Source organism: Ancylomarina longa (genome assembly GCF_003996985.1).
Classification (GTDB): Bacteria; Bacteroidota; Bacteroidia; order Bacteroidales; family Marinifilaceae; genus Ancylomarina_A; species Ancylomarina_A longa.
On the sequence record NZ_RJJX01000013.1, the window covers coordinates 32,575 to 55,442 of the forward strand.

General features: G+C 34.5%; 18 protein-coding genes. 8 read left to right on the forward strand and 10 right to left on the reverse strand.

Annotated features, from left to right (window positions below; translation table 11 throughout):
* Positions 1-170: 170 nt before the first annotated feature.
* A complete protein-coding gene (locus tag DLK05_RS10475; RefSeq protein ID WP_127343959.1) occupies positions 171-713 on the forward strand; it encodes a DUF6515 family protein in 543 nt (180 codons plus the stop codon).
* A 46-nt stretch (positions 714-759) separates the two neighbouring features.
* On the opposite strand, the gene DLK05_RS10480 is transcribed toward DLK05_RS10475, so the two are convergent.
* The 6 genes from DLK05_RS10480 to DLK05_RS10505 form a co-directional block, all read right to left on the reverse strand.
* Positions 760-2,031, reverse strand: a complete 1,272-nt coding sequence (locus tag DLK05_RS10480; protein WP_127343960.1) for an adenylosuccinate synthase — start codon at positions 2,029-2,031, stop codon at positions 760-762.
* 234 nt (positions 2,032-2,265) lie between these two features.
* A complete protein-coding gene (locus DLK05_RS10485; protein WP_127343961.1) occupies positions 2,266-2,724 on the reverse strand; it encodes a Fur family transcriptional regulator in 459 nt (152 codons plus the stop codon).
* Positions 2,725-2,826: 102 nt separating this feature from the next.
* Complete coding sequence (locus DLK05_RS10490) at positions 2,827-5,079, reverse strand: RelA/SpoT family protein (RefSeq protein WP_127343962.1); 2,253 nt, start codon at positions 5,077-5,079, stop codon at positions 2,827-2,829.
* 175 nt (positions 5,080-5,254) lie between these two features.
* Positions 5,255-6,562: a M16 family metallopeptidase gene (locus tag DLK05_RS10495; RefSeq protein ID WP_127343963.1), complete on the reverse strand. Its 1,308-nt coding sequence runs from the start codon at positions 6,560-6,562 to the stop codon at positions 5,255-5,257.
* 2 nt (positions 6,563-6,564) lie between these two features.
* Positions 6,565-7,803 carry a M16 family metallopeptidase gene (locus DLK05_RS10500; protein ID WP_127343964.1) on the reverse strand — a complete coding sequence of 413 codons (1,239 nt, stop codon included), beginning with the start codon at positions 7,801-7,803 and terminating at the stop codon, positions 6,565-6,567.
* A 35-nt stretch (positions 7,804-7,838) separates the two neighbouring features.
* Positions 7,839-8,792, reverse strand: coding sequence for an NAD(P)H-dependent flavin oxidoreductase (locus DLK05_RS10505; protein ID WP_127343965.1), 954 nt, complete (start codon positions 8,790-8,792; stop codon positions 7,839-7,841).
* 363 nt (positions 8,793-9,155) lie between these two features.
* Between DLK05_RS10505 and DLK05_RS10510 the strand changes: the two genes are divergently transcribed.
* The 5 genes from DLK05_RS10510 (at position 9,156) to DLK05_RS10535 (ending at position 17,273) form a co-directional block, all read left to right on the forward strand.
* Positions 9,156-10,934: a chloride channel protein gene (locus DLK05_RS10510; RefSeq protein WP_127343966.1), complete on the forward strand. Its 1,779-nt coding sequence runs from the start codon at positions 9,156-9,158 to the stop codon at positions 10,932-10,934.
* A 318-nt stretch (positions 10,935-11,252) separates the two neighbouring features.
* Entirely contained in the window at positions 11,253-13,028 is a 1,776-nt protein-coding gene (locus DLK05_RS10515; RefSeq protein ID WP_127343967.1) for a chloride channel protein, read from the forward strand.
* A 331-nt stretch (positions 13,029-13,359) separates the two neighbouring features.
* Positions 13,360-14,361, forward strand: a complete 1,002-nt coding sequence (gene hutG, locus DLK05_RS10520) for a formimidoylglutamase (protein WP_127343968.1) — start codon at positions 13,360-13,362, stop codon at positions 14,359-14,361.
* A 997-nt stretch (positions 14,362-15,358) separates the two neighbouring features.
* Entirely contained in the window at positions 15,359-15,553 is a 195-nt protein-coding gene (locus tag DLK05_RS10530) for a hypothetical protein (RefSeq protein WP_127343969.1), read from the forward strand.
* A gap of 640 nt (positions 15,554-16,193) precedes the next feature.
* The gene (locus DLK05_RS10535) at positions 16,194-17,273 is read left to right on the forward strand and encodes a Fic family protein (protein WP_127343970.1); all 1,080 of its coding nucleotides are present in this window, start codon (positions 16,194-16,196) and stop codon (positions 17,271-17,273) included.
* A 193-nt stretch (positions 17,274-17,466) separates the two neighbouring features.
* Here the strand turns inward: DLK05_RS10535 and DLK05_RS10540 are convergent, their stop codons facing one another.
* From DLK05_RS10540 to DLK05_RS10550, 3 genes are all read right to left on the reverse strand, one after another.
* Positions 17,467-18,057 (reverse strand): hypothetical protein, encoded by a 591-nt coding sequence (locus DLK05_RS10540; RefSeq protein ID WP_127343971.1) that lies wholly within the window; start codon positions 18,055-18,057, stop codon positions 17,467-17,469.
* A gap of 137 nt (positions 18,058-18,194) precedes the next feature.
* Positions 18,195-18,701 carry a hypothetical protein gene (locus tag DLK05_RS10545; RefSeq protein ID WP_127343972.1) on the reverse strand — a complete coding sequence of 169 codons (507 nt, stop codon included), beginning with the start codon at positions 18,699-18,701 and terminating at the stop codon, positions 18,195-18,197.
* A 29-nt stretch (positions 18,702-18,730) separates the two neighbouring features.
* On the reverse strand, positions 18,731-19,213 hold the full coding sequence (locus DLK05_RS10550; RefSeq protein ID WP_127343973.1) for a hypothetical protein: 483 nt from the start codon (positions 19,211-19,213) through the stop codon (positions 18,731-18,733).
* A 550-nt stretch (positions 19,214-19,763) separates the two neighbouring features.
* Here DLK05_RS10550 and glyA point away from each other — a divergent pair.
* Positions 19,764-21,044 (forward strand): serine hydroxymethyltransferase, encoded by a 1,281-nt coding sequence (gene glyA, locus DLK05_RS10555; protein ID WP_127343974.1) that lies wholly within the window; start codon positions 19,764-19,766, stop codon positions 21,042-21,044.
* 114 nt (positions 21,045-21,158) lie between these two features.
* Positions 21,159-21,929 carry a sulfite exporter TauE/SafE family protein gene (locus tag DLK05_RS10560; RefSeq protein ID WP_127343975.1) on the forward strand — a complete coding sequence of 257 codons (771 nt, stop codon included), beginning with the start codon at positions 21,159-21,161 and terminating at the stop codon, positions 21,927-21,929.
* Here DLK05_RS10560 and DLK05_RS10565 read toward each other — a convergent pair.
* Positions 21,921-22,868: a cell envelope integrity TolA family protein gene (locus DLK05_RS10565; RefSeq protein ID WP_127343976.1), complete on the reverse strand. Its 948-nt coding sequence runs from the start codon at positions 22,866-22,868 to the stop codon at positions 21,921-21,923. The two genes, DLK05_RS10560 and DLK05_RS10565, sit on opposite strands and share 9 nt — an antisense overlap.

Here is a 22,868-nt window from a genome sequence, read left to right on the forward strand (position 1 = left end):
TTTTGGAATTTCATAGTTCAATTTTTTTAATCATAGGGTAGGGCAAAGGCTCATGAAAGCGTTTTAGAAGTATACAAGTGAAATGCAAGAATGTATCGAGGGGTTGAATAATAAAGGCCGTGTTTCATTATAAAAATTTAAGGAAGAATATTAATTAATAATTGAAGCATATGAATAAATATTTCATCAGAATCAGCTTACTATTGATTTTATTAACCGGATTAATAGGGGTTTCAGGCCAAGCGGAAGCAAAAAGAGTGTATAAAAAGCATGTGGTAGTCCGTCACCGAAGATATCGAAGCTACCCAGCTAAAGGAACTGTTATTGTCAATGTGAAATCTGCTCATTCTTTTCGATATAATAAAAAAGCATATTATAGATCTAATGGAGTTTTTTATGCCAGATCAGGAAGAGGATATAAGATAATAGCAGCTCCAATAGGATTTAGATTAAGAACCTTACCTTCCAAACATGTGCGAATTCTTGTTCATGGTACATCCTACTTTTATCATTACGGAACTTTCTATATTACACAAGGGAATGAGTATGTTGTTGTTTTACCACCAGTTGGCTTACAAGTTGATGATCTGCCTGATGGATATCAGATTATTAAAAATAATGGTGTGAGATTTTATGTGGTAGATGGAGTTTATTATAAGAAAGTATATCTGAGAAATGGGCATACCGTTTTTGAAGTGGTAAAAGCAGCATAAAAAAAATCCCGCAATTGCGGGATTTTTTTTATGTGATGACTAGATATTAGTCAAGCATTCTTTCTATGGTTTGTTCTCTGTTAGGACCAACCGAAACAATTTTTACAGGAACTCCTGTCTCTTTCTCAATGAAATCAATATAAGCATTAAATTCTTCAGGGAATTCATTTTCATGCGACATAGAGGTCATGTCGGTTTTCCAACCTTTAAACTCTGTATAGACAGGTTGTGTTTCATCGTTCATTTCATATGGAACGTGTTCTACTTCCACACCGTTAAGATTATAGGCAGTACATATTTTGATCGTTTCGAAATCATCCATTACATCTGATTTCATCATAGTTAATTGGCTTACTCCATTAATCATGATTGAATATTTTAGAGCTACCAAGTCTAACCAACCACATCTTCGTGGGCGACCGGTTGTAGATCCAAATTCATTTCCATTCTCTCTTAACTTCTTGCCATCTTCATCAAAAAGTTCGGTTGGGAATGGTCCCATTCCTACACGGGTACAGTAGGCTTTAAAGATACCAATTACTCTTCCGATACGATTGGGGGCTATCCCTAAACCAGTACAAGCACCAGCACAAACAGTATTGGATGAGGTAACAAAAGGGTAGGATCCAAAATCAATATCAAGTAAGGTTCCCTGGGCTCCTTCTGCGAGAATACTCTTGCCATTTTTAAGCTCATCATTAAGGAATTGTTCACTATCTATTAATTGAAATTCACTCAATACCTTTATTCCGTCAAACCATTCTGTTTCATACTCCGAAATATCGTAATCAAATTCGTAGTACTTATCTAACATTAATTGGTGTTTGGTCACCAATTTGTCATATTTTTCTTTGAAATTATTTTTAATATCGCCTACACGTAAACCATTTCTTCCGGTTTTATCCATATAGGTAGGTCCAATTCCTTTTAAGGTAGATCCAATTTTAGACTTTCCTTTAGCAGCTTCAGAAGCAGCATCTAAAATACGATGTGAAGGCAATATCAAATGAGCCTTCTTCGAAATAAAAAGCGTTTTGGAAAGATCTATTCCCAGTTTTTTGATTCCTTCAATCTCTTTTTTGAAAATAACAGGATCAATTACAACTCCGTTGCCGATTACATTAATTTTATCATTTCTAAAAATTCCGGAAGGAATAGTGTGCAACACATGTTTGATTGCATTAAATTCCAAAGTATGTCCAGCGTTTGGTCCACCTTGAAACCGTGTTATTACATTGTACTTTGGAGTAAGTACGTCCACAACTTTTCCTTTACCTTCATCGCCCCATTGCAGGCCTAAAAGTACATCAACTTTCATCTCTTTATTATTTGATTTAAAATTCTGGCATGTTAGTCACCCTATAACTTCTCTATGGAGACTGATATTAGTGGCATGTATGCTAAAAATTATAGGTGGATATTACTGTTAACAGTCAAAGGTAGTAATATTTTTAGACTTTAGAGTCGGTAAAAGTTCCTTGTTAATAAGTCCTTTGAGGGTATTAAAAAACCCCTTTATTAAAGGGGTTTTGAAAATATTATTTGTTGATAATTATTTATTTTCAAGTTTACGACATTCAGGACATATACCATAAATGTATAAGGAATGATGAGACACTAAAAAATCCATATCGCTGGATACATTATCTTTCACGTCATCTAAACGGGTATCACAAAACTCCAAGACCTTACCACAGCGAGTACAAATTAAATGATCGTGTTTGTTGCTGTCATATGCTTTTTCAAATTGAGCTATATTTCTACCAAACTGGTGTTTGATTACCAATTTACAATCCTGAAGGAGATCAATTGTATTGTAGAGGGTTGCTCTACTCACCCGGTAATTTTTATTTTTCATGAAAATATAGAGGGATTCAATGTCAAAATGTCCTTCCCGGGAATAAATTTCATCTAATATAGCATATCTTTCAGGGGTCTTTCGGTGTCCTTTTTTCTGAAGATATTCGGTAAACATCTTCTTGACAATTTCTTTAGTGTCCTCGTAGCTCATATGTAAGAAATAACCTAAGTGTTATCTAATCTAATTTAAAATAATGGGTCTAAAATAGTGATTTTTTTTAGAAAAGGAATATTATTTAGAACAATTTTTAATTTAGCTATATTCCTCAATATTTTCGATACGTTTCACTGTATCAAGCCCTTTTATTTTTATTAATTTCATGATTAGATTGTTAAGGTCTTCAGTATTGTGAACATAGAGATGTATAAGACCTTCAAAAACGCCATCGTGACTTTCAAAGTGCAAGGATCTCATATTTACATCATGATCCTTAGAAATTATATTGGTGACATCATTTACAATTCCTATTTTATCAATTCCCGAAAGTTCGATTATCGCTAAAAAGGACATCAATCGATGGCTTGTCCAATCAGCAGCTAGTAATCTGTCTCCTTGGCTAGTCATAAGTTTTAGAGCATTCGGGCATTTCCTTTTATGTATTGTAATATTGTTTTCTGTATCCAAATAACCCAGAACCTCGTCACCGGGTATTGGATTGCAACAGGTAGCTATTTTATAACTTTCATTAGCAGCCATTTCACTTAAAAGGAGTGTTTTTTTCTTATCTACATTTGGCTTGCTTTCAGTTACATCTTTTTCTGCTTCAACGGTTTCTTCTTTTTCTTTAGGTTCTCCGAAAAATTGCAGTTTCCAGTATTTTATAAATTTACTTTTTGATTTTTTCTTTACAACAGCTTCAATTTCATGAACATCTATTTTTCCTAAGCCTATTTTATAGAAAAGTTCTTCTTTGTTGGATAACTTATAGTACTCCAACATTTTTCTGTAAGCTTTAGCATTGACCATTAAACCAGCATTATTTAATTGATCTTCTACCATTTTGGTTCCCTTTATAGTAAACTCTTTTCGTTCCTTCTTAAATGCGGATTTAATTTTCGATTTTGCTCGGGCAGTAACTGCAAATTCAAGCCATTCATGCTTAGGTTTTTGTTTTTCCGAAGTTAATATTTCTATCTGATCTCCACTTTTTAAGACATGACTCAATGGTACTAATTTATGATTTACTTTAGCACCAATACATTGGTTGCCTATATCTGTATGTATTTCGTATGCAAAATCAAGTGTTGTTGCATTCTTGGGTAAGGTTCTAATATGCCCTTTGGGGGTAAACACTTGAATTTCTTGTGAGAACAAGTTTAATTTGAACTCATCTAAAAATGCCAAAGCATCCGCTTCCGGATTATCAAGTATCTCTCTCACATCTTTGAGCCATTTGTCTAATTCTGATTCGCCGGATGCGTTGGTATTGTATTTGGATTGAACAGCAAAACCTTTCTCCGCAATATCGTCCATTCTTTCGGTGCGAATCTGAAATTCTACCCAATTGCCATAAGGTCCCATTGCGGTAACATGCAATGCCTCATAACCATTAGCTTTAGGAGTACTTACCCAGTCTCTTATTCGCTCTGGTTTAGGTTTGTAAATATCGGTTATCAGAGAATAAATATTCCAACATTGATTTTTTTCAGGAATATCTGGAATTGGCTTAAAAACAACACGAACTGAAATTAAATCATAGATTTCTTCTATGCTAAGGTCCTGAGTTTGAATTTTATTCCAAATAGAAAAGATAGATCGAGGCCTGTTTTTGATGGAACAGGTTACATTATTTTCTTTAAGTTTTAGCTCAATTGGAGCGATAATATTTTGCAAAAGCTCTTCCTGATTGGTTTCGTGAAGCTTTATTTTTTCGGATATGGATTGATAATCTTCCGGGTGCTCGTATTTTAAGCTTAAATTTTCAAGCTCTGTTTTAATGGTATACAGCCCCATTCGATGAGCCAGAGGAGCAAATAGAAATAGCGTTTCACCGGCTATTTTCATTTGTTTACGCAGTGGCATGGAATTTAGCGTTCTCATGTTATGCAGGCGATCGGCAATTTTAATCAATATTACCCTTAGATCATCAGAAAGTGTAAGAAGCATTTTTCTGAAATTTTCCGCTTGCATGGAGGTTTGTTGATCAAAAACTTCGGATATTTTTGTTAGTCCATCAACAATTTGAGCAACTTTTGCTCCAAATAAATTTTGAATATCATCTAGTGTGTAATCCGTATCCTCTACTACATCATGTAATAGTGCCGAAACAATTGATTTTGTTCCCAGTCCCATTTCCTTGGCTGCAATATGAGCTACTTCTATGGGATGAATGATATATGGTTCTCCGGATTTTCTGCGTACTCCTTTATGTGCTTCCCATGCAAAATGGAATGCTTTATCTATCATCTTAAGACTTTCCGGACCTTTACTCCTTTTAAAGTCTTTTAATAATAGCTTATAGGCTTCATTAACCAGTTGTTTATCTTTTTCCGTTTCTACACTCATTTTAATCTACTCTGTGGTTTGATGTTCCTCCTAAATGTAGCGAAAACTAACAATTTTTAGTACGAATGAGCATTCTTATTTTTCCTTTTTTCAAAGATTAACCTTCATCTTTAAGGCTTAAATTAAAGATGAGTTGTTATACAGACTTTAACTTTTATATCAGAAATAAATTTAGTTAAGAGTCATAGTTGGTGCTATCTTCTGAACCACAGACAATAAGATATAGGTCTTTTTCCTGAAGATATGTGTTCGCAAGTTTAGTTATTTGGTCTGGACTGATTTTTTTTAATTCAGAAATAAATTTTTGATAATAGGAATTGTCAAAGCCGAATGCAAGATTGCCTTTTAGACTTTCCGAAAGAGCAAAGGGACTATCTAGATTCCTCAGCATCTCTCCTGAAATATAGTTTTTCACTAGATCCAGTTCTTCCTCAGGGATCCTTTCTTCTCGCAATGTTTTTATTTCCTTAAAAATCTCTCTAATCGCATTTCTGCAAACATCTTTCCCAACTTCGGTTACGATAGCAAAGTGCCCAGCATTCAAGTGGGATATCATAAATGAATTAATACCATAGGTATATCCTTTGTCTTCTCGTATATTTTGCATTAATCGAGATCCAAAATATCCGCCTAAAACAAGATTCAACAACTGCATAGCAGTATAATCTTTATGGGTTTTATTAAAAATTGGACGACCAATTCGAATGCTGGATTGTACTGCATCTTTCTTTTCAACAAATGCTCTTCTCTTATTTGTAGCCCGAAGATTATATTCTTTCTTAGGGAGATTTGTTTGCAATGGCCATTTATTAGAACCAAATAGAGCTTCTAATAAATCTAATATCTCTTGATTGATTTTTCCAGCGATGATAATTTTACAGTTATTGGGGGTATAATGTTTTTGGTAAAATTCCTTTACGGATTTATAGTCGAGACTGTCAAACACCCCAATATCGTAGGTATTTGCATAGGGATGATTTGAGCCGTAAACCAATTCATTAAACTTATCCTTAGCCAATACGTTTGTCTTTTGGTGATTAATTTGATATTTCTGCTTCTTGTTTAATAATATGGTTTGAAATTCTTTTTGAGGAAATGTTGAGTTCTTGATTATGTCTTCCGTAATCTTCAAGGTATCCTTAATATGTTTGGTTAAGGTGTAAAGACTTATACTCGCATCATGTTTTCCTGTTGAAAATCCAATATATGCACCATAAAAATCAATTTTCTCCGCAAGTTCTGAAGCTGTATAATTAGTAGTGCCTTCATTAAGCATACTATTAGCCATACTTGCTACTAATGGAGAATTCTGATGCCAAATGCCCGCCTCAAAAATAAATTCTATTTTTAATACATCCTGGCTTCCTCCATTAATAATGTGTATTGGGATATTATTGCTTAATAGTTGTTTCTCAGAAGGTAAAATATCAATAGAATCAATAGTTTTAAAAGCTGGAGCTATATTTCTTTGTGTAGGATTCATGCTTATTTTTTTGAATGGTAATAAAGGGTTGAGCAATTCTCTTTTCTAAAAAGTTTCGCTGATGCATTTAGAATATCCTCAATATTAACTTTTCTGTATAGCAACACTTCGGTATTGATTATATTTGCATCTCCTAATATTTCATAGGTAGCGAGATTCATTGCTTTGTTCAGATAACTTATTTCTGAAAAAACCAATGAGGATTCAATTTTGTTCTTCACTTTCTGAAGTTCATATTCTGAAACTTTACTTTCCTTCATTTTATTTAGCTCTGTCCATATTGCCTGCTCCGCTTCTTCCATGCTGACACCATCCGAAAGTTTTCCGGTTATCAGAAATAATCCCGGATCAAAATCACCAGTTAAGTAGGCATCTATCGAAGAGAATAGATTTTGATCTTTTACCAGAGATTGAAATATTCTCGAGGATTGACCATTGGATAATATATCAGAAATAAGATCAATGATATAAAAATCTTCATCCAATCTTTTTCCCATGTGGAAAGCCATGTAAATAGCATCAAATGGAACATCACGCTCCAAATGCATGCTTCTAAATTCGGTTTGCTCCGATTCCTGTGGAATAGCTTTTTCAGCAATTTCCCTTTTTTCTATAGGCGCAAACCATTTTTGAGCAAGAGCCTTTACTTCTTCAATTTCTATATTTCCGGAAACTACAACTACAGCATTGTTTGGAGCATAATGGTGAAAGAAAAAAGATTTTACATCTTCCAGACTAGCATTCTCGATATGATCTATAGACTTTCCTATTGTAGGCCATTGGTAGGGATGTTGTTTATAAGCAAGAGGTCTCAGATATAACCAGACATCACCGTAAGGCTGATTAAAATAGCGTTGCTTGAATTCTTCAATTACAACATTCTTTTGCACTTCTAAGCTTTTCTCACTAAAAGCAAGACTGAGCATGCGATCAGATTCCAACCAAAAAGCTGTTTCTAAATTATCTTTAGGAACAGTTAGGTAGTAGTTGGTGATGTCATTATTTGTCCATGCATTATTATCGCCACCAACACGCTGCAATGGTGCGTCGTAATTGGGAATATTTACCGATCCTCCAAACATAAGGTGTTCGAATAGATGCGCAAACCCAGTTTTCTCCGGATTCTCATCTTTTGCACCAATATTATAAAGTATATTCACTGCAGCCATTGGAGTCGTTTCGTCCCGATGAACAATGAATCGCAGACCATTTTCCAGTGTGAATTTATCGAATTTTATCATATCTGTTTTATTTGTAAGAAGGAAATGAAAGTAGGTTACAAATCGAGGTAACTATTCTTTATTTCGGTAAGCATTGTTTGATATTCCTCTTTAATTTCAGAAATGATATCTGAAACAGATTGTATCTTTGATATCAAAGCAGAGACCTGACCAATTTCCAATTCTCCATCCTCCAGGTTCCCCTCAAATATTCCTAATTTAGCTCTTCCTTTTCCTAAAATTTGACGCATTTCATCCGGATTTGCACCTCTGCATTCGGCGGCATGAATCTGCTCGAAAAAATTATTTTTTACCAGACGAGTAGGAGCTAGTTTTTTTAGTGCTAGTTTGGTGTCGCCTTCCTGTAATTTGATAACCGAATTTTTAAAATTAATATGTGCTGATGATTCTTCAGAGATTGCAAATCGACTTCCCATTTGTACTCCATCGGCACCTAAAACCATTGCTGCCAACATACTTTTTCCAGAGCTGATTCCACCGGCTGCAATTAATGGTAGACTTGTTGCCTTACGCACGGATGGTATCAGAGCCATGCTTGTTGTTTCCTCTCTTCCATTGTGACCACCTGCCTCGAAACCCTCTGCAACAATGGCGTCAACGCCAACTTCTTCACATTTCTTTGCGAAAAAAGCACTGGAAACCACATGCACTACTTTTATGCCATGTTCTTTTAAAAAGGGAGTCCATTTTTTAGGGCTTCCTGCGGAAGTGAATACTATCTTAACCTCTTCATCGATAATGATATTCATGATTTTATCCATCTCGGGATAAAGAAGCGGCACATTCACACCAAAGGGTTTTGTTGTTGCAGCTTTTGTTTTTTGGATATGCTCCCGGAATATTTCCGGATGCATCGATCCGGCACCTACCAATCCCAAACCACCGGCATTACTTACTGCACTGGCAAGTTTCCATCCCGAACACCAGACCATTCCTCCCTGAATCAAGGGGAATTCTATATTAAAAAGTGAGGAGATTCTATTCGCCATATCTTTATTTTTTTATTCCAATAAAAAAGACACAAGAACAAATATTGTATGCTTGTGTCTTATTAGGTGTTTTTGTTTGCTGCACAAATTTAGAAAAATTCTTGATAGGAACACTGAACCTGAAAAACCTTTTCGTAATAATATCTGATGATCAGTGGCTTCATTCTATATATAGCTTTGTTTTGATTGGGTTTTTAGAATGTCCTCAATAATAAATACATGGAAGAGGCTTGAAGTTAACGAATTTTCAATTCGCTATGGTTTGTTCCTAAAAGATATTGTTTATTTTTAGAGGTCTTTGAAAGGTACAATTTTGTCTGTATCAATTCTTGAAATTTTAAAAGCTTGACTGAATAAAATTAAATGGAGAAGAAAAAATCCTTATTAGCACGTTTTTTAGTGTGGCGCCTTAAGCACATTAGCGATCGTCAATTTATATCCTTTTTAGCCGTAATTATAGGAATCTGTTCCGGATTAGGGGCTGTTGTAATTAAAAAGGTAGTGCATGTAATTAGCCATGTGCTACAAGGTAATTTCCCGGTTGATCGTCAAAATTTATTTTACGTTATTTTTCCCACTATAGGTGTTTTTCTGGTTGTTATATTTGTTAAGTATATTAATAAACGTCCGGTCCGGCATGGAGTGCCAAGTGTTTTGTACAGTATTTCTAAAACAAATGGTGAAATTAATTCTCACAATATGTTTTCGTCAATAGTAACTTCGGCACTAACCGTAGGATTTGGAGGATCTGTTGGTTTGGAAGGTCCAACAGTATTAACTGGTGCTGCTTGGGGATCTAATATTGGTAGGCTCTTTCACTTAAATTACAAACAACTTACGTTATTAATTGGATGTGCTAGTGCGGGTGCTATGGCTGCTATCTTTAAAGCACCTATTGCAGCTATTGTTTTTGCTTTGGAAGTGATAATGCTGGATTTAACCATGTGGGCATTAATACCATTATTGTTATCAACAGCAAGTGGAATTATTACTTCCTATTTTTTTCTGGGAATGCATGTATTGTATCCATTTAAAATATTATCAGGATTCAATTTAGCAGACTTACCCTATTATATTGCCTTAGGTATATTCACCGGATTGATCTCCACCTATTTTACCAAAACCTATATGTTCATCCAACAAATGTTTGCAAAAATAAATGGTGTATATCGCAAAATGCTTGTCGGAACCATTTCTTTAGGAGTTATTATATTCTTTTTGCCAGTATTATATGGGGAGGGATATGAAGCTATTAATGGTTCATTAACTGGGGATTATTCTTATCTTTTTAATAATTCATTTTTCTATTCCTATAGTGATAATTTTTTGGTGCTCCTTATTCTATTAGCATTGATTGTTTTCTTTAAGGTTATTGCTACATCCTTAACATTTGGCGCCGGAGGTATTGGTGGAATTTTTGCTCCAACACTTTTTATGGGAGGAAATTCAGGTGTTCTTTTCGCCTTAATTGTTCGACATCTTGGCTTGCGAAATGTCGATGTTAATAATTTTGCTTTGATTGGAATGGCAGGAATGATAGCTGGAGTATTGCATGCACCCTTAACCGGATTGTTCCTGATTGCGGATATATCCGGAGGATATCAATTGTTTGTGCCTTTAATGATTACTGCTACCATATCCTATGCTACGATATTAGCTTTTGAGCCTCATTCTGTTTATACCGTTCAATTGGCTCGGCGAAAAGAGTTGATGACTCATGATAAAGACAAAAATGTTTTGTCCTTAATGAGTGTCTCCAGATTAATAGAAAGAGATTTTAGTACGGTAAGTGCGGATGCTTCGCTTGGAGACTTGGTGCAAGTTATAGCGAAAGCGCATCGAAATATCTTTATTGTGATTGATGAAGAGAATAATTTTCAAGGGATCGTAAAATTGGATGATATTCGCGAAATCATGTTTCAATCGGAGAAGTATAATATTGTGCATGTACGTGATTTAATGGTTATACCACAGGTAATAATTCAATACGATGAATCGATGGCGGATGTAGCAAAGAAATATCAGTATTCAGATAAATTTAATTTGGTAGTTCTTAAAGATGGTAAATATTGCGGCTGTGTTTCCCGGGCACAAATTTTTTCTACCTATCGCAGAATGCTGAAACATTTTTCAGAAGATTAAGTAGTAAAATATTGTCTGGCTTTTAAGCAAACGATTGCTTTCGACTTTCAGTATTTCAAACAGTTACGATCTGTAGGATGGTCTTTTTTAAAATTATTGGAAAAACAGTTTCTTCTTCCTAATTATCTATTACTTTTGCATTCAAATTTTACTAGTTATACCTCTCTTAGATTGTGAAATCTATGAAAATCAATAATCTGCCCCTTAAAATTCTTGATTTTTTATGGTTATGAGCTAAAAGGCCGACTGACTTCTGGAGCCATCCGACCTGTTATTTGATAAAGGATATTTTTGGGACATTAAGAATGATTCATTAAAATGAAGAATAAGAGTTTACTTTCTCGGTTTTTAATATGGAGATTAAAAAATATTAAGGAACGGCAGTTCGTTCTTATATTGAGTTTTATAGTAGGTATTGTGAGTGGATTATCAGCGCTTGTATTAAAAAGTGCAATTCACTTTACACATCATTTCCTAACAAAAGGATTAAATGTTGATTCTGCCAATCTTTTGTATTTGGCATTTCCTGCCATTGGTATATTGCTTACAGTTCTGTATGTGAAGTTTTTTGTGAAGGACAATATTGGACACGGTGTTTCACGCATTTTATATGCCATATCCAAAAAGAATTCACATATAAAAAGTCATAACAATTACTCTTCGATAATTGCCAGTACACTCACCATTGGGTTTGGGGGTTCTATTGGATCTGAGGCTCCAATCGTTCTAACGGGCGCATCTATGGGATCCAATCTTGCCCGCATGTTTCACATGAATTATAAGATAGTTACTCTTATGGTAGGTTGTGGTGCAGCAGGTGCCATCGGGGGTATTTTTAAAGCTCCCATAGCAGGAATGGTATTCACACTGGAAGTTTTAATGCTGGATCTTACCATGGCTTCCCTAATACCTTTGTTGATTTCATCGATGACAGGAGCTAGTATCGCCTATTTCTTTATGGGAAAAGGCGTTTTACTTTCCTATACTGTTACTGAGCCATTTGTTTTTGGTAATTTTCCCTATTATATACTCTTAGGTGTCTTCGCAGGATTTGCTTCTCTTTATTTCACCAGAATATCAATGTTCATTGAATCCAAATTTGAGGGAATAAGCAACAGTTATCGAAAAATGCTTATTGGAGGTACGGTATTGGGTGTTCTCATTTTCTTGTTTCCTCCCTTATATGGTGAAGGATACAATACTATTCAAGCCCTGCTTAGTGGTAGTCATACCGATATTGTAAACAATAGTGTTTTCTATTTTTTAAGGGATAATTACTGGTTACTATTGGGATATGTGATGATGATTATCCTGTTTAAAGCCATTGCATCTTCTGTAACAACAGGTAGTGGTGGTGTTGGGGGTATATTTGCTCCTTCTTTATTCCTTGGTGGAGTATCCGGATTTTTTGTAGCGCGATTTGTCAATGGATTCAATTTCATAAAATTATCTGAAAGTAATTTTACATTGATTGGGATGGCAGGAATGATGGCAGGAGTGATGCACGCTCCACTTACAGCAATATTCCTAATTGTAGAAATAACCGGAGGATATGAGTTATTTATCCCAATTATGGTAACCGCAACCATAGCATATTTAACTATCATGTATTTCGAACCGCATTCTATCTATACCAAACATCTTGCAAAAAGAGGGGAATTGATAACTCACAATAAGGATAAGGCTGTTTTAACACTGATGAAATTAGGTAAGGTTATCGAAACGGATCTTAAACAGGTGAGTCCGGATGCTACCTTGGGCGAATTGGTGAAAATAATATCTCATTCTCAACGGAATATTTTTCCGGTTATTGATGAGGAGGACAAATTAATGGGAATCGTTTTGTTGGATGATATTCGACACATCATGTTTAATCCGGAGATGTATGATAATATCTTTGTAAGAAACCTAATGATAATGCCACCTGCCATATTGGATGCAGATGCTCCAATGGATAAAGTAATGCGTAAATTTGAAGAAACAGGCGCTTGGAATCTTCCTGTAACGCAGGATGAAAAATATCTGGGATTCGTATCTAAAGCCAAAATATTTAATGTGTATCGTAGAGTTTTGGTACACTTTTCGGATGAATAGAAAATACTGCCCTGCAAATACACATTTCTATACTGCGAGATGCAATTTCCGCACAATAAGTACACATTTCGGTGCTCCGAGATATAATTTCCATGCTCCGAGATACAATTTTCATACGGCAAGCACATATTTCGATGCTCCGAGATGCAATTTCCATGCACCGAGATGTAATTTCCGTACGGCGAGCATATATTTCGATGCTCCGAGGTGTAATTTCTATGCTGCAAGTACTCGATGCTAAACTGCAAAATATTTCATGTTCAAAATAGTATCGTGGACAAATACATCCTGCAAATAAGTATATTTGTTTGCAATAAGAAAGCTATACTAAATGAATAAATCCTACTATAAAACAGCAGATACCAATATCTGGAAGGGAAGAATTGATGATGAGGAAGACTATGATGCTTTTCGCTGGCATCAAATTGTGCAGTTCATTAATCTAACAGAGAACGAGCAATCGATTAAAAAAGGTTTTGGTTTGCTGGGTTTTTGTTGCGATAAGGGAGTTTCCAATAACTTAGGACGTACAGGAACTTCTCAGGCACCCAACAGTATCCGTAAAGAAATGGCGAATTTGCCTTGCAGTTTTCCTGCTGATACAAAGATTTATGATTGTGGAAATATTATTAGCGAGGATGGACAATTAGAGGATTTACAATTGGCATTGGCAGATGCCGTTTACCAAATATTACAATTAGGATTGTTCCCGATTATTCTGGGGGGAGGACATGAAATAGCATACGGGCATTACCTGGGAATTGAACGATTTTTGAAGGAACAGAATTTAAGCAATCCGGGTATTTTTAATTTGGATGCACATTTCGATATGCGACCTTATTCTAAGGGAAGTAGTTCGGGAACTATGTTTGCTCAGATTGCTGACCGATGCCAACAAAAGGGGCAGCAATTTAAATATATGGTAGCCGGAATTCAGCAATATGGCAATACGGTAAGTCTGTTTAAAAAGGCGAAAGAGTTAGATGTGAAATACATTATGGCCCGGGATATATCCAGCGACAATATGTTTGCTGTAGGACAGGATATTGTTCGTTTTGCCAAAAAACAGGAAAGCATTTACCTTACCCTTTGTTCTGATGTTATTTCTTCGGCATATGCTCCGGGAGTTAGTGCACCTCAACCATTTGGATTGCATCCCGAAAGCCTTCTGAAAATAATGAAGACGCTTATTCAATCCGGCAAAGTAATCAGTTTTGATATTGCCGAAGTTTCCCCTCGATTTGATGAGGATAACCGTACCTCAAAATTGGCGGCAATTATTGTGTTTGCTGTAATAAATGCAGTACTGGAATTTGGTGATTTGAGGAAATAAAACAATCCTGTTTTAAACGTTTTTCCACCGTCATTATCACAACCTGGAATCAGATATTTTAAGGGTATTTAAGTCATATTCTAAAAAAGAACCCTCTGTGTTACAATTATTCACATAAACCGATAAATTTCCACCGTAATCAAGCAAAGTGTGCATTTTTACAGCTCCTTTGGCAGTCTTATATTTAGCCCAATCAAACAGACTTAAACAAAGACTAATTGTAGATCTAAAAGGAATATTTTTGATTTAATTCTGAATTTACATTTTTTTAAGCCTTCCATGGTTTCTTTCCCGAAGCTGTCAAAATCAAATTTCTCTTTTCCCATGTCTTAAGTTGCTTATTTAATCATTAAGCCTTTATATACACAGTTGCGTGAACAATATTTTTTCAGATAAACAACAAAAGATCTCGCTAGTGGAGGTCTTTTGTTGTTTACGGAGTAAGTTAGTCGTTCCTGCTCCTTTTTTATTCGCGCTGCGGCAAAATTATAGCGTCCTGCACGAATTTTTGCAACATTGTCCAACTATGTTTTATCCTTTATTTAGAACTATTATCAGAATCTAAAATCGGTCTTCTAAATAATGTTTTATTAATTTTAAAAAACAAAAGGATAAAACACTTTTACGTTGTAGCTCATTAAACGCAACCTTTACATAGTTTTAGCATCTATATTTTAAGACTATCTTTTAACGAACCTATATTATGAATAAGCTTTTCTCACTTTTCTTAATTATCCTTACGCTATCATGTAGTAAAGATTCTGAGCCGGAATCAAACTGTTATACAGAAACAGACCCACCAAGAAATAGCCATAAAGTAACTATTTAGCAGGGTGTCTGGGGAGATGTTTGGTTTTGGAGTGGAGATTTCATGCCAGTAGGACGTGGAGAAATATGTCAAGTGAAAAGAAAAGTCTATGTATATGAATTAACGACATTTAGTGATGTTGAACAAATTGACTACACTTCGTTTTTTTCTGCAATAAATACAAAACTTGTGACAATAGTTGAATCTGATAATGAAGGATTCTTTCAAATTGAACTTGAACCTGGAAACTATAGTCTTTTCGTGAAAGAAGATGGTAAATTTTATTCAAACCTTTTTGATTCAAATGGTATTTTTCCTGTCTATATAGAACTTGACAAAGTTAGTGAAGTGAGATTTGACATTACATATAAAGCTACCTTCTAAAATTAATGAGCTACAATAAATAGAACTATGAGCGGTATGCAAGACCCAGCGATGAGTACATGTTGAACTACATCCCGTGTTGCTTTGGAGTTTCTATGCTTTTACCGAGGATTTTTCTTGTATTCTGAAGTATTCAGAGGGGAAGCTTGCATGAATTTGCTGCATCAATCTTCCTAATTTATGGATTTTCAACAGGCTGTACCGTGCAAAAAGCGATGAAAACCGAGAGATTAGGCCGTACAAATCCAGTCTTCATGAGAATGAAGATTGAAATGGGAAAATCCAATGCATCATGTATTCTGATTATTGCACAGTAGCTTGGTTCGATGGGTACGACGAAAGTACAAACGTTACAAGAATAGTATCTACCGTGCTTATGGATGGCTTAAGAGAATAAAGAAACAGTTTCCATATCTATTTTATCATTGGAAGCTGCATTTTTCTATTTAACTTGTAACATGATTTATATACGACAAGAGCCGTATGATGGGAGACTATCACGTACGGTTCTGTGAGAGACTTAGGGGGAAGTTCCCTTTGCCTACTCGACCAATTTACCGTTAGGTCTCATGTAAAAAAACGCACTGCAAATATTGATATTTGTACCATATTTTATATTTTTGGTACAAATAAGAAGAATATGGGACAAAATGCACCACATTATAGACTCGAAAAACTTCCACCTCTCAGAGAGAAAGTGGAAACGATTGAGATATTGAGACAAACAAATAAATCAACGGCTGCATTAGCTGAATTAAAAGGTATTGCAAAGACAATTCCGAATCAGGCAATGTTAATTAATGCCATTGTTTTACAGGAAGCTAAAGATAGTTCCGAGATTGAGAATATTATTACAACACAAGATGAGCTTTATAAAGCATTGACTGTTAATAAAACTCACATTTCACCAGAGACTAAGGAAGTTGTAAATTATCGTAAAGCAATATTTCAGGGATTTGACCTTGTCAAAAAACAAGGATTTTTAAGGGTTAATGACATTGTGAGTATTCAACAAGAACTAGTGGATAATGATGCAGGGATTAGAAGTACACCAGGAACAGTTTTAAAAAATTACACAACTGGAGAAATTGTTTATACACCACCACAAGATAAAGTCGAAATACTTGACTTACTGACCAATTTTATTAATCAATTTAATCAACAGGATGATTTGTCTCCATTGATTAACTTGGCAATATTACATTATCAGTTTGAGAGTATTCACCCTTTTTATGATGGAAATGGTAGAACTGGACGGATTTTAAATATCTTGTATTTAATCCTAAACGAGTTGATTGATGTTCCGATTTTATATTTAAGTTCTTATATCATCGCAAATAAACCAGAATATTATCGACTTCTAAACCAAACTAATAAGAATGGAAAATGGGAAGAATGGATAATGTTTATGCTTAAGGCTGTTGAAAGTACTTCAAAAGATACAATTTCGAGGATTACCAATATTAAAAACCAACTTGATTTTACAATAATTAAGGTTCAACAAAAAGCACCTAAAGTTTATAGAAAAGAACTTGTTGAACTATTATTTGAGCAACCTTATTCAAAGATTGAGTTTGTTGTAAATACATTAGGTGTAGAAAGAAAAGCTGCGTCAAGATATTTAAAAGAGTTGGAAAGTATTGGTGTAATAGAATCTCAAAAAGTTGGAAGAGAAACATTATATATAAACAAAGAATTGATTGAAATATTGAAACGATAATGTACGAAAGCCTAATAAATAGAACTATGAGCGGTCTGCAAGCCCAGCGATGAATAGGTGTTGAGCTACATCGCGTTTTACTTGACACTATCCCGCAAAGTGTGTAAGTTATATTTGACACTATCGTCACAAAAAAACTACGATTGCAGTACCTGTGCAATCGTAGTTTTTTAAAGATCATCCACAATTCATACTACATACTGATTGTTTTGCCTAATTTGTTGTGGTGTTTTCGATTCAAAGAATTTCTCTTCTGAAAATATTCTTGTTGTTTTTGAATCCATTCCTTGCGAAGCGAATCCATTTGATGATTCATTCGTTGCATGTGTTCTTCACGAAATTTCATATGTTCATTCATCATTTTATCAAAATCTTTGAAAAAATTCTGAGATTCATGCAAGGAGTCTTTGTTGAAAAAATCCGGATTAAAAAAATCATCATCAAAGAAGTCATTTGAAAAGAAAGGATCGGTAAATCCTCTTTCCATAAGGCTATCGTTTCTAAAGAACTTTCGAAAATGATTCATCATGAATTTACTCTTCATCAATTTTTGATTAAACTGTTTCATCATAGAAGAATCAGCAATAAAATTTTTACTACTATCCGAAGACCAGGAATAAACATAGGTAGAATCGTATCTTATCAAGTTACCATTCTTGTCAAATTCCTTTTTAACCTTGATGTTTTCGTTTGGAGAATTGGTTTTGTTTTTGGTTTGCGAAAATCCTAAACAGGGAATCAATAAAACCAAAACAAGAGGTGCAAATTTGCTTAAAGTTTTCATTTTTAATTCCATTTAATGTTAATAGGATAAAATTACAAAATAGATATATAAATTGTCCGTTAAATAAGTTTAAAAGATATTAAAAAGGCTACTCTTGATGGGAGTAGCCTAAGCTAAGTGTTAAGATGCAAAATTTATTATTCCATGTGTTTTAAATTAACAGCATAAAGAATTACAAATAAAACTGTGAAGCCTGCTCCAATCATCGTATTGGTGAGCATAGCATCAAAATCTATAAGTGCCAAAGGAACCAGTAACCAAAACAAGTTGGCAAAAGTATAAACGTAAAAACCGTTCTTCTTTAATTTAAACATCATAAAAACACCAATTAGACTAATGATGGCAAATAAGCAATTTGCTCCAGTGATAAGATCCAGATTTTCTGCTGTAGCTTTTAATCGAATAATATTGTTTTGAACACTATTATATAAAAATCCGGAATCTATGTCAGCATCATTAAATTGATCCATTGCTGTTTCCATTTTTTCCATTTCTGTCGTATAGGTAGTATCAAAAGTGACATACTGATAGGCAGAATAGATTAGTCCAAGTCCTCCGCTTCCAATCAATGATAGAATACACAAAACGGTTAAAAAAGTTGGTCTTTTTTTAGGGAGTTCAATTGTTGTAACATTTTCTTCCATAGTTAAATAGTTTTAGGGTAAATATTAAATTAGCTTAAATGTTTAAAATTGATGGCATATAAAGCGATGAACAATATACTAAAAACACTTGCGAACAAAACTCCAATATTAATAATAAAATTAAATCCAATAAATACAGGAGCAACAAATATCAATAATATTTGTGCAAGGGTATAAAGATAGAATCCAGATTTTTTTAAATGAAACATCAGGATAGCCCCTGTTAAACTTGCAGCATACAATAAGAAATTAACTAAAGAAATTTCAAAAACATGATCGAAAGCTTTTTGTGCAATATCTATTGCCATTTGAACAAATTTAGTTGCAAAATCATCCTGTACATTATCGAGAGCTTCTTCAAATATCGAAGGATCGATAAGGTTTTTGAGAGGGGATAAGATCATTCCCATTAAATTGCTAAGTGTATTAAAACCACTACCAATAAAAGTAAGGATACAGAGAACGGTTAGCAAAGTTGGTCTTTGTTTAGGGGTAGGTTCGATGACTTCCATTTTGTTTATGTTTGATGAGGATAGTTTGTATTATCTGCTTAAATTTACAATAAACGCTAGAGGTAGAAAAATGATAGGTGATAAATTCGATTTTAGCTATAGATTGTAGGTTGAGTCCTGCTTTTTACTCGATGATTGCATCTAAATAGGCACAATGCGTAAGGATTGCCTTTTTGAAATGATTGGAGCCGCTGATTAACTTTAAAGTGATTATCTCGAATTTTATTAAAATTTCATTCTATTTAATCTCTTCGTATGATTTTATTACTTTAATAATTTGCAGTGCAAATTCGATTTACTAATGAAAAGCAAGCAAAAGAAGATGTTCTAAAAATGTGTTTTGCTAAGGGAATAATAATAGAAATAATTTTTTTAGTATGGCGATTTGTCTAATTTTGAAGCTGCACTTAAAAGACTATGAATAAGAGTAATTATTACGGTGCATACTCTTCTCTTACAGGAACAAATTTCTCAGAGAGAAGGGATTTTCCTTAAACACTAACAAAAAATTAATTCATTCCGACAATGATCGGAAAAAAGACAAACATCGATGGAAAGAGATATCCAAATTTTCGACTTAATTGATCAGGAATACCTGCGTCAGAAAAATGGTATAGAATTGATTGCTTCAGAAAACTTTGTAAGTGAGCAGGTTATGGATGCAATGGGATCTTGCCTTACCAATAAATATGCAGAAGGTTACCCAGGAAAACGTTATTACGGGGGTTGTCAGATTGTAGATCAAACCGAACAATTAGCAATCGACAGAGCATGTGAATTATTCGGTGCGGAATATGCAAATGTACAGCCACACTCTGGAGCACAAGCCAATGCTGCTGTTTTTTATGCATGTTTAAAACCAGGAGATACATTTCTTGGATTGGACTTGTCTCATGGTGGTCACTTATCGCATGGTTCTCCTGTGAACTTATCAGGTACACTTTATAATCCTGTTGCTTATCATGTAAAAGAGGAGACAGGAACAGTAGATTACGATGAGCTAGAACAATTGGCGATTGAGCATCAACCTAAAATGATTGTTGCAGGTGCTTCTGCATATTCTCGTGATTGGGATTTTGTTCGACTTCGTGAAATTGCTGATAAAGTTGGAGCTTTATTGATGGCAGATATTGCTCATCCTGCTGGTTTAATTGCTAAAGGATTGCTAAATAATCCAATTCCTTACTGTCATATTGTTACTACAACAACACACAAAACTCTTCGTGGACCACGAGGAGGTATGATCTTAATGGGTAAGGATTTTGAAAATCCTTGGGGACAAAAAACTCCTAAAGGGGAGATTAAGATGATGTCACAGGTTTTAAATTTTGCAGTTTTTCCAGGACAACAAGGTGGACCATTAGAGCATATTATTGCAGCTAAAGCTATTGCTTTCGGAGAAGCTTTAAGCGATTCTTATAAGGAATATGCAATCCAAATGCAGAAAAATGCTAAAGTGATGGCTGATGAATTCATTAGATTAGGCTATAAGGTTATTTCTGATGGTACTGATAATCACTCCATGTTAATTGATCTTCGCTCTAAGTTTCCTGAAATTACAGGTAAGAAGGTGGAGAATACATTGGTGAAAGCAGATATTACTATCAATAAAAATATGGTACCATTTGATACTCGTTCACCGTTTTCAACATCTGGATTACGTGTAGGAACTCCCGCAATTACTACACGAGGATTAAAGGAAGAAGATATGCCGGTAATTGTTGAAATGATTGATGAGGTTATTTCAGATATTGATAATGAAGAGGTTATTGCATCGGTACGTAGTCGTGTAAATAACATGATGAGCGAAAGGCCAATGTTTGCTTGGTAAACATTTTATTTTTGATAAATATTTGATGGGAAGAATTTATTTTCTTCCCATTTTTCTTTTGTACTATTTCAAATTAGGTATTTATCTTTAGCTTAATGGTTTAATTGGGAATATATGGAATGGTTTAATTATTTATTAGTAGTTTTTGTAGGTGTTTTTGCAGGTTTTTTAAATACACTTGCGGGTAGTGGATCGGTTATTAGTTTAGCCATGTTGATGTTTATGGGATTACCTGCAAATGTGGCAAACGGCACAAATAGAATTGCAATATTATTACAAAATGTTGTTGGTGTAAGTAGTTTTAAAAAGCAGAAGGTTTTTGTTTTTCGGGATGGAATATGGCTGGCGATTCCTGCAATTATAGGATCCGTTCTGGGAGCAGGTTTGGCAGTGGAGATTAATCAGGATATGATGGAAAAAACTATCGGTGTCGTTCTTGTTTTTCTATTCTTCATTGTATTGTATAAGCCTGATGCATGGGTGAAAGGTCAGGTGGGCTTGATACGTTCAAAACCTAGTTTTATTCAAATCATTATCTTCTTTTTTATAGGTATTTATGGTGGATTTATTCAAGCTGGAGTTGGCTTTTTTCTTTTATCGGGATTAGTTTTAGGTGCAGGTTATGATTTGGTAAAGGCGAATGCCATAAAAGTTTTCATAATTCTACTCTATACAATATTTGCAATAGGAGTTTTTATTTTTAACAAACAAATTGATTATACAATCGGTTTTGTTCTGGCAGCGGGGAATATGCTGGGAGCATATATTGCTGCAAATTTTGCAGTAAGTTGGGGAGCTAAATTTGTTCGTTATATCCTATTAGCAGTTATTGTTTTTGCTTCTCTTAAATTTATAGGAGTGTACGATTTGTTAGGATTAATCTAATTGAAAATGGTAAGTAATAGTTCCTTTCTGATAAGCAGGAGCATTACTGTCGGAATTAAAAACTGCTTTTAAAGCCGCCTTGCGTGCAGCATCGAAAAGAATAGAATTACCCGTTGTGGTTCCTGGCATTCCTGGCCGTGCATTCACAACTTTACCATTTTTGTCAACCGTAATTTCCACAACTACTTTTCCGCTTTCTTGCAGACTATATTTCGGTTTAGGTATGCTTAGAGAATTTCTACCTTTTAAATCATAGGAATAACCATTATTTCCCATTCCACTTCCTATATAATTATTGGAGGAGTTAGAACCACTGGTAGCTCCTTGATTTCCCGAGGAATAAGTTTTACCTTGCGATTTGTTTGACGAATTGCCTTTGCCAAAAATATTTTTCGCCTTATTATTGATGTTATCAATTTTTGCTTTGCGTTCCGCTTCTTCTTTTCTTTTTCTTTCAATTTCTGCAATTCTCTTTTTTTCCAGTTCCGCTTGGTGTTGTTTTTTTAATTCTAACTGATATTGCTTCTCTTTTTCGATTTTATGAATTCGATCTTGCTCTTCTTTAACTTTTCTTGCTTTTTCTTTAACGGCCTTTTTCTTAGCTATTTCTTTTGTTGAAAGTAAAGCTGGAGCATCTTCTGTTTCCTGAGTAATTATTTTTTCTTTGGGTGAAGATTCAATTGGTTCTGATTTAGCTTTTGTTGAGGATGCTGGAACAACAGTTTTTGATTTTGGGGAATTTTGAGATTTGGCTTTGGCAGGAGCGGGATCGTTTAATCCTTTTCCCTGATTGCTATTTCCAAAATTAATAAGAATACCTTCTTCCTCAGGAAGTGGAAGAGGAGTATGAAAGCCCAGAAAGAACAAGACGGCAATTAATCCTATATGGAAAAATAGTGTTCCTGCAATTCCAATTCTATTGCTTTTGGTATTTCTCAT

Excerpts from the sequence above, each read along its gene's own strand:
- DLK05_RS10565 (WP_127343976.1), bottom strand. The coding sequence starts at position 22,868 with ATGAGAAATACCAAAAGCAATAGAATTGGAATTGCAGGAACACTATTT.
- hutG (WP_127343968.1), top strand. The coding sequence starts at position 13,360 with ATGAATAAATCCTACTATAAAACAGCAGATACCAATATCTGGAAGGGA.
- DLK05_RS10515 (WP_127343967.1), top strand. The coding sequence starts at position 11,253 with ATGAAGAATAAGAGTTTACTTTCTCGGTTTTTAATATGGAGATTAAAA.
- DLK05_RS10500 (WP_127343964.1), bottom strand. The coding sequence starts at position 7,803 with ATGATAAAATTCGATAAATTCACACTGGAAAATGGTCTGCGATTCATT.
- DLK05_RS10510 (WP_127343966.1), top strand. The coding sequence starts at position 9,156 with ATGGAGAAGAAAAAATCCTTATTAGCACGTTTTTTAGTGTGGCGCCTT.
- DLK05_RS10485 (WP_127343961.1), bottom strand. The coding sequence starts at position 2,724 with ATGAGCTACGAGGACACTAAAGAAATTGTCAAGAAGATGTTTACCGAA.
- DLK05_RS10495 (WP_127343963.1), bottom strand. The coding sequence starts at position 6,562 with ATGAATCCTACACAAAGAAATATAGCTCCAGCTTTTAAAACTATTGAT.
- DLK05_RS10480 (WP_127343960.1), bottom strand. The coding sequence starts at position 2,031 with ATGAAAGTTGATGTACTTTTAGGCCTGCAATGGGGCGATGAAGGTAAA.
- DLK05_RS10540 (WP_127343971.1), bottom strand. The coding sequence starts at position 18,057 with ATGAAAACTTTAAGCAAATTTGCACCTCTTGTTTTGGTTTTATTGATT.
- DLK05_RS10475 (WP_127343959.1), top strand. The coding sequence starts at position 171 with ATGAATAAATATTTCATCAGAATCAGCTTACTATTGATTTTATTAACC.
- DLK05_RS10505 (WP_127343965.1), bottom strand. The coding sequence starts at position 8,792 with ATGGCGAATAGAATCTCCTCACTTTTTAATATAGAATTCCCCTTGATT.
- DLK05_RS10545 (WP_127343972.1), bottom strand. The coding sequence starts at position 18,701 with ATGGAAGAAAATGTTACAACAATTGAACTCCCTAAAAAAAGACCAACT.
- DLK05_RS10550 (WP_127343973.1), bottom strand. The coding sequence starts at position 19,213 with ATGGAAGTCATCGAACCTACCCCTAAACAAAGACCAACTTTGCTAACC.
- DLK05_RS10535 (WP_127343970.1), top strand. The coding sequence starts at position 16,194 with ATGGGACAAAATGCACCACATTATAGACTCGAAAAACTTCCACCTCTC.
- DLK05_RS10560 (WP_127343975.1), top strand. The coding sequence starts at position 21,159 with ATGGAATGGTTTAATTATTTATTAGTAGTTTTTGTAGGTGTTTTTGCA.
- DLK05_RS10490 (WP_127343962.1), bottom strand. The coding sequence starts at position 5,079 with ATGAGTGTAGAAACGGAAAAAGATAAACAACTGGTTAATGAAGCCTAT.
- glyA (WP_127343974.1), top strand. The coding sequence starts at position 19,764 with ATGGAAAGAGATATCCAAATTTTCGACTTAATTGATCAGGAATACCTG.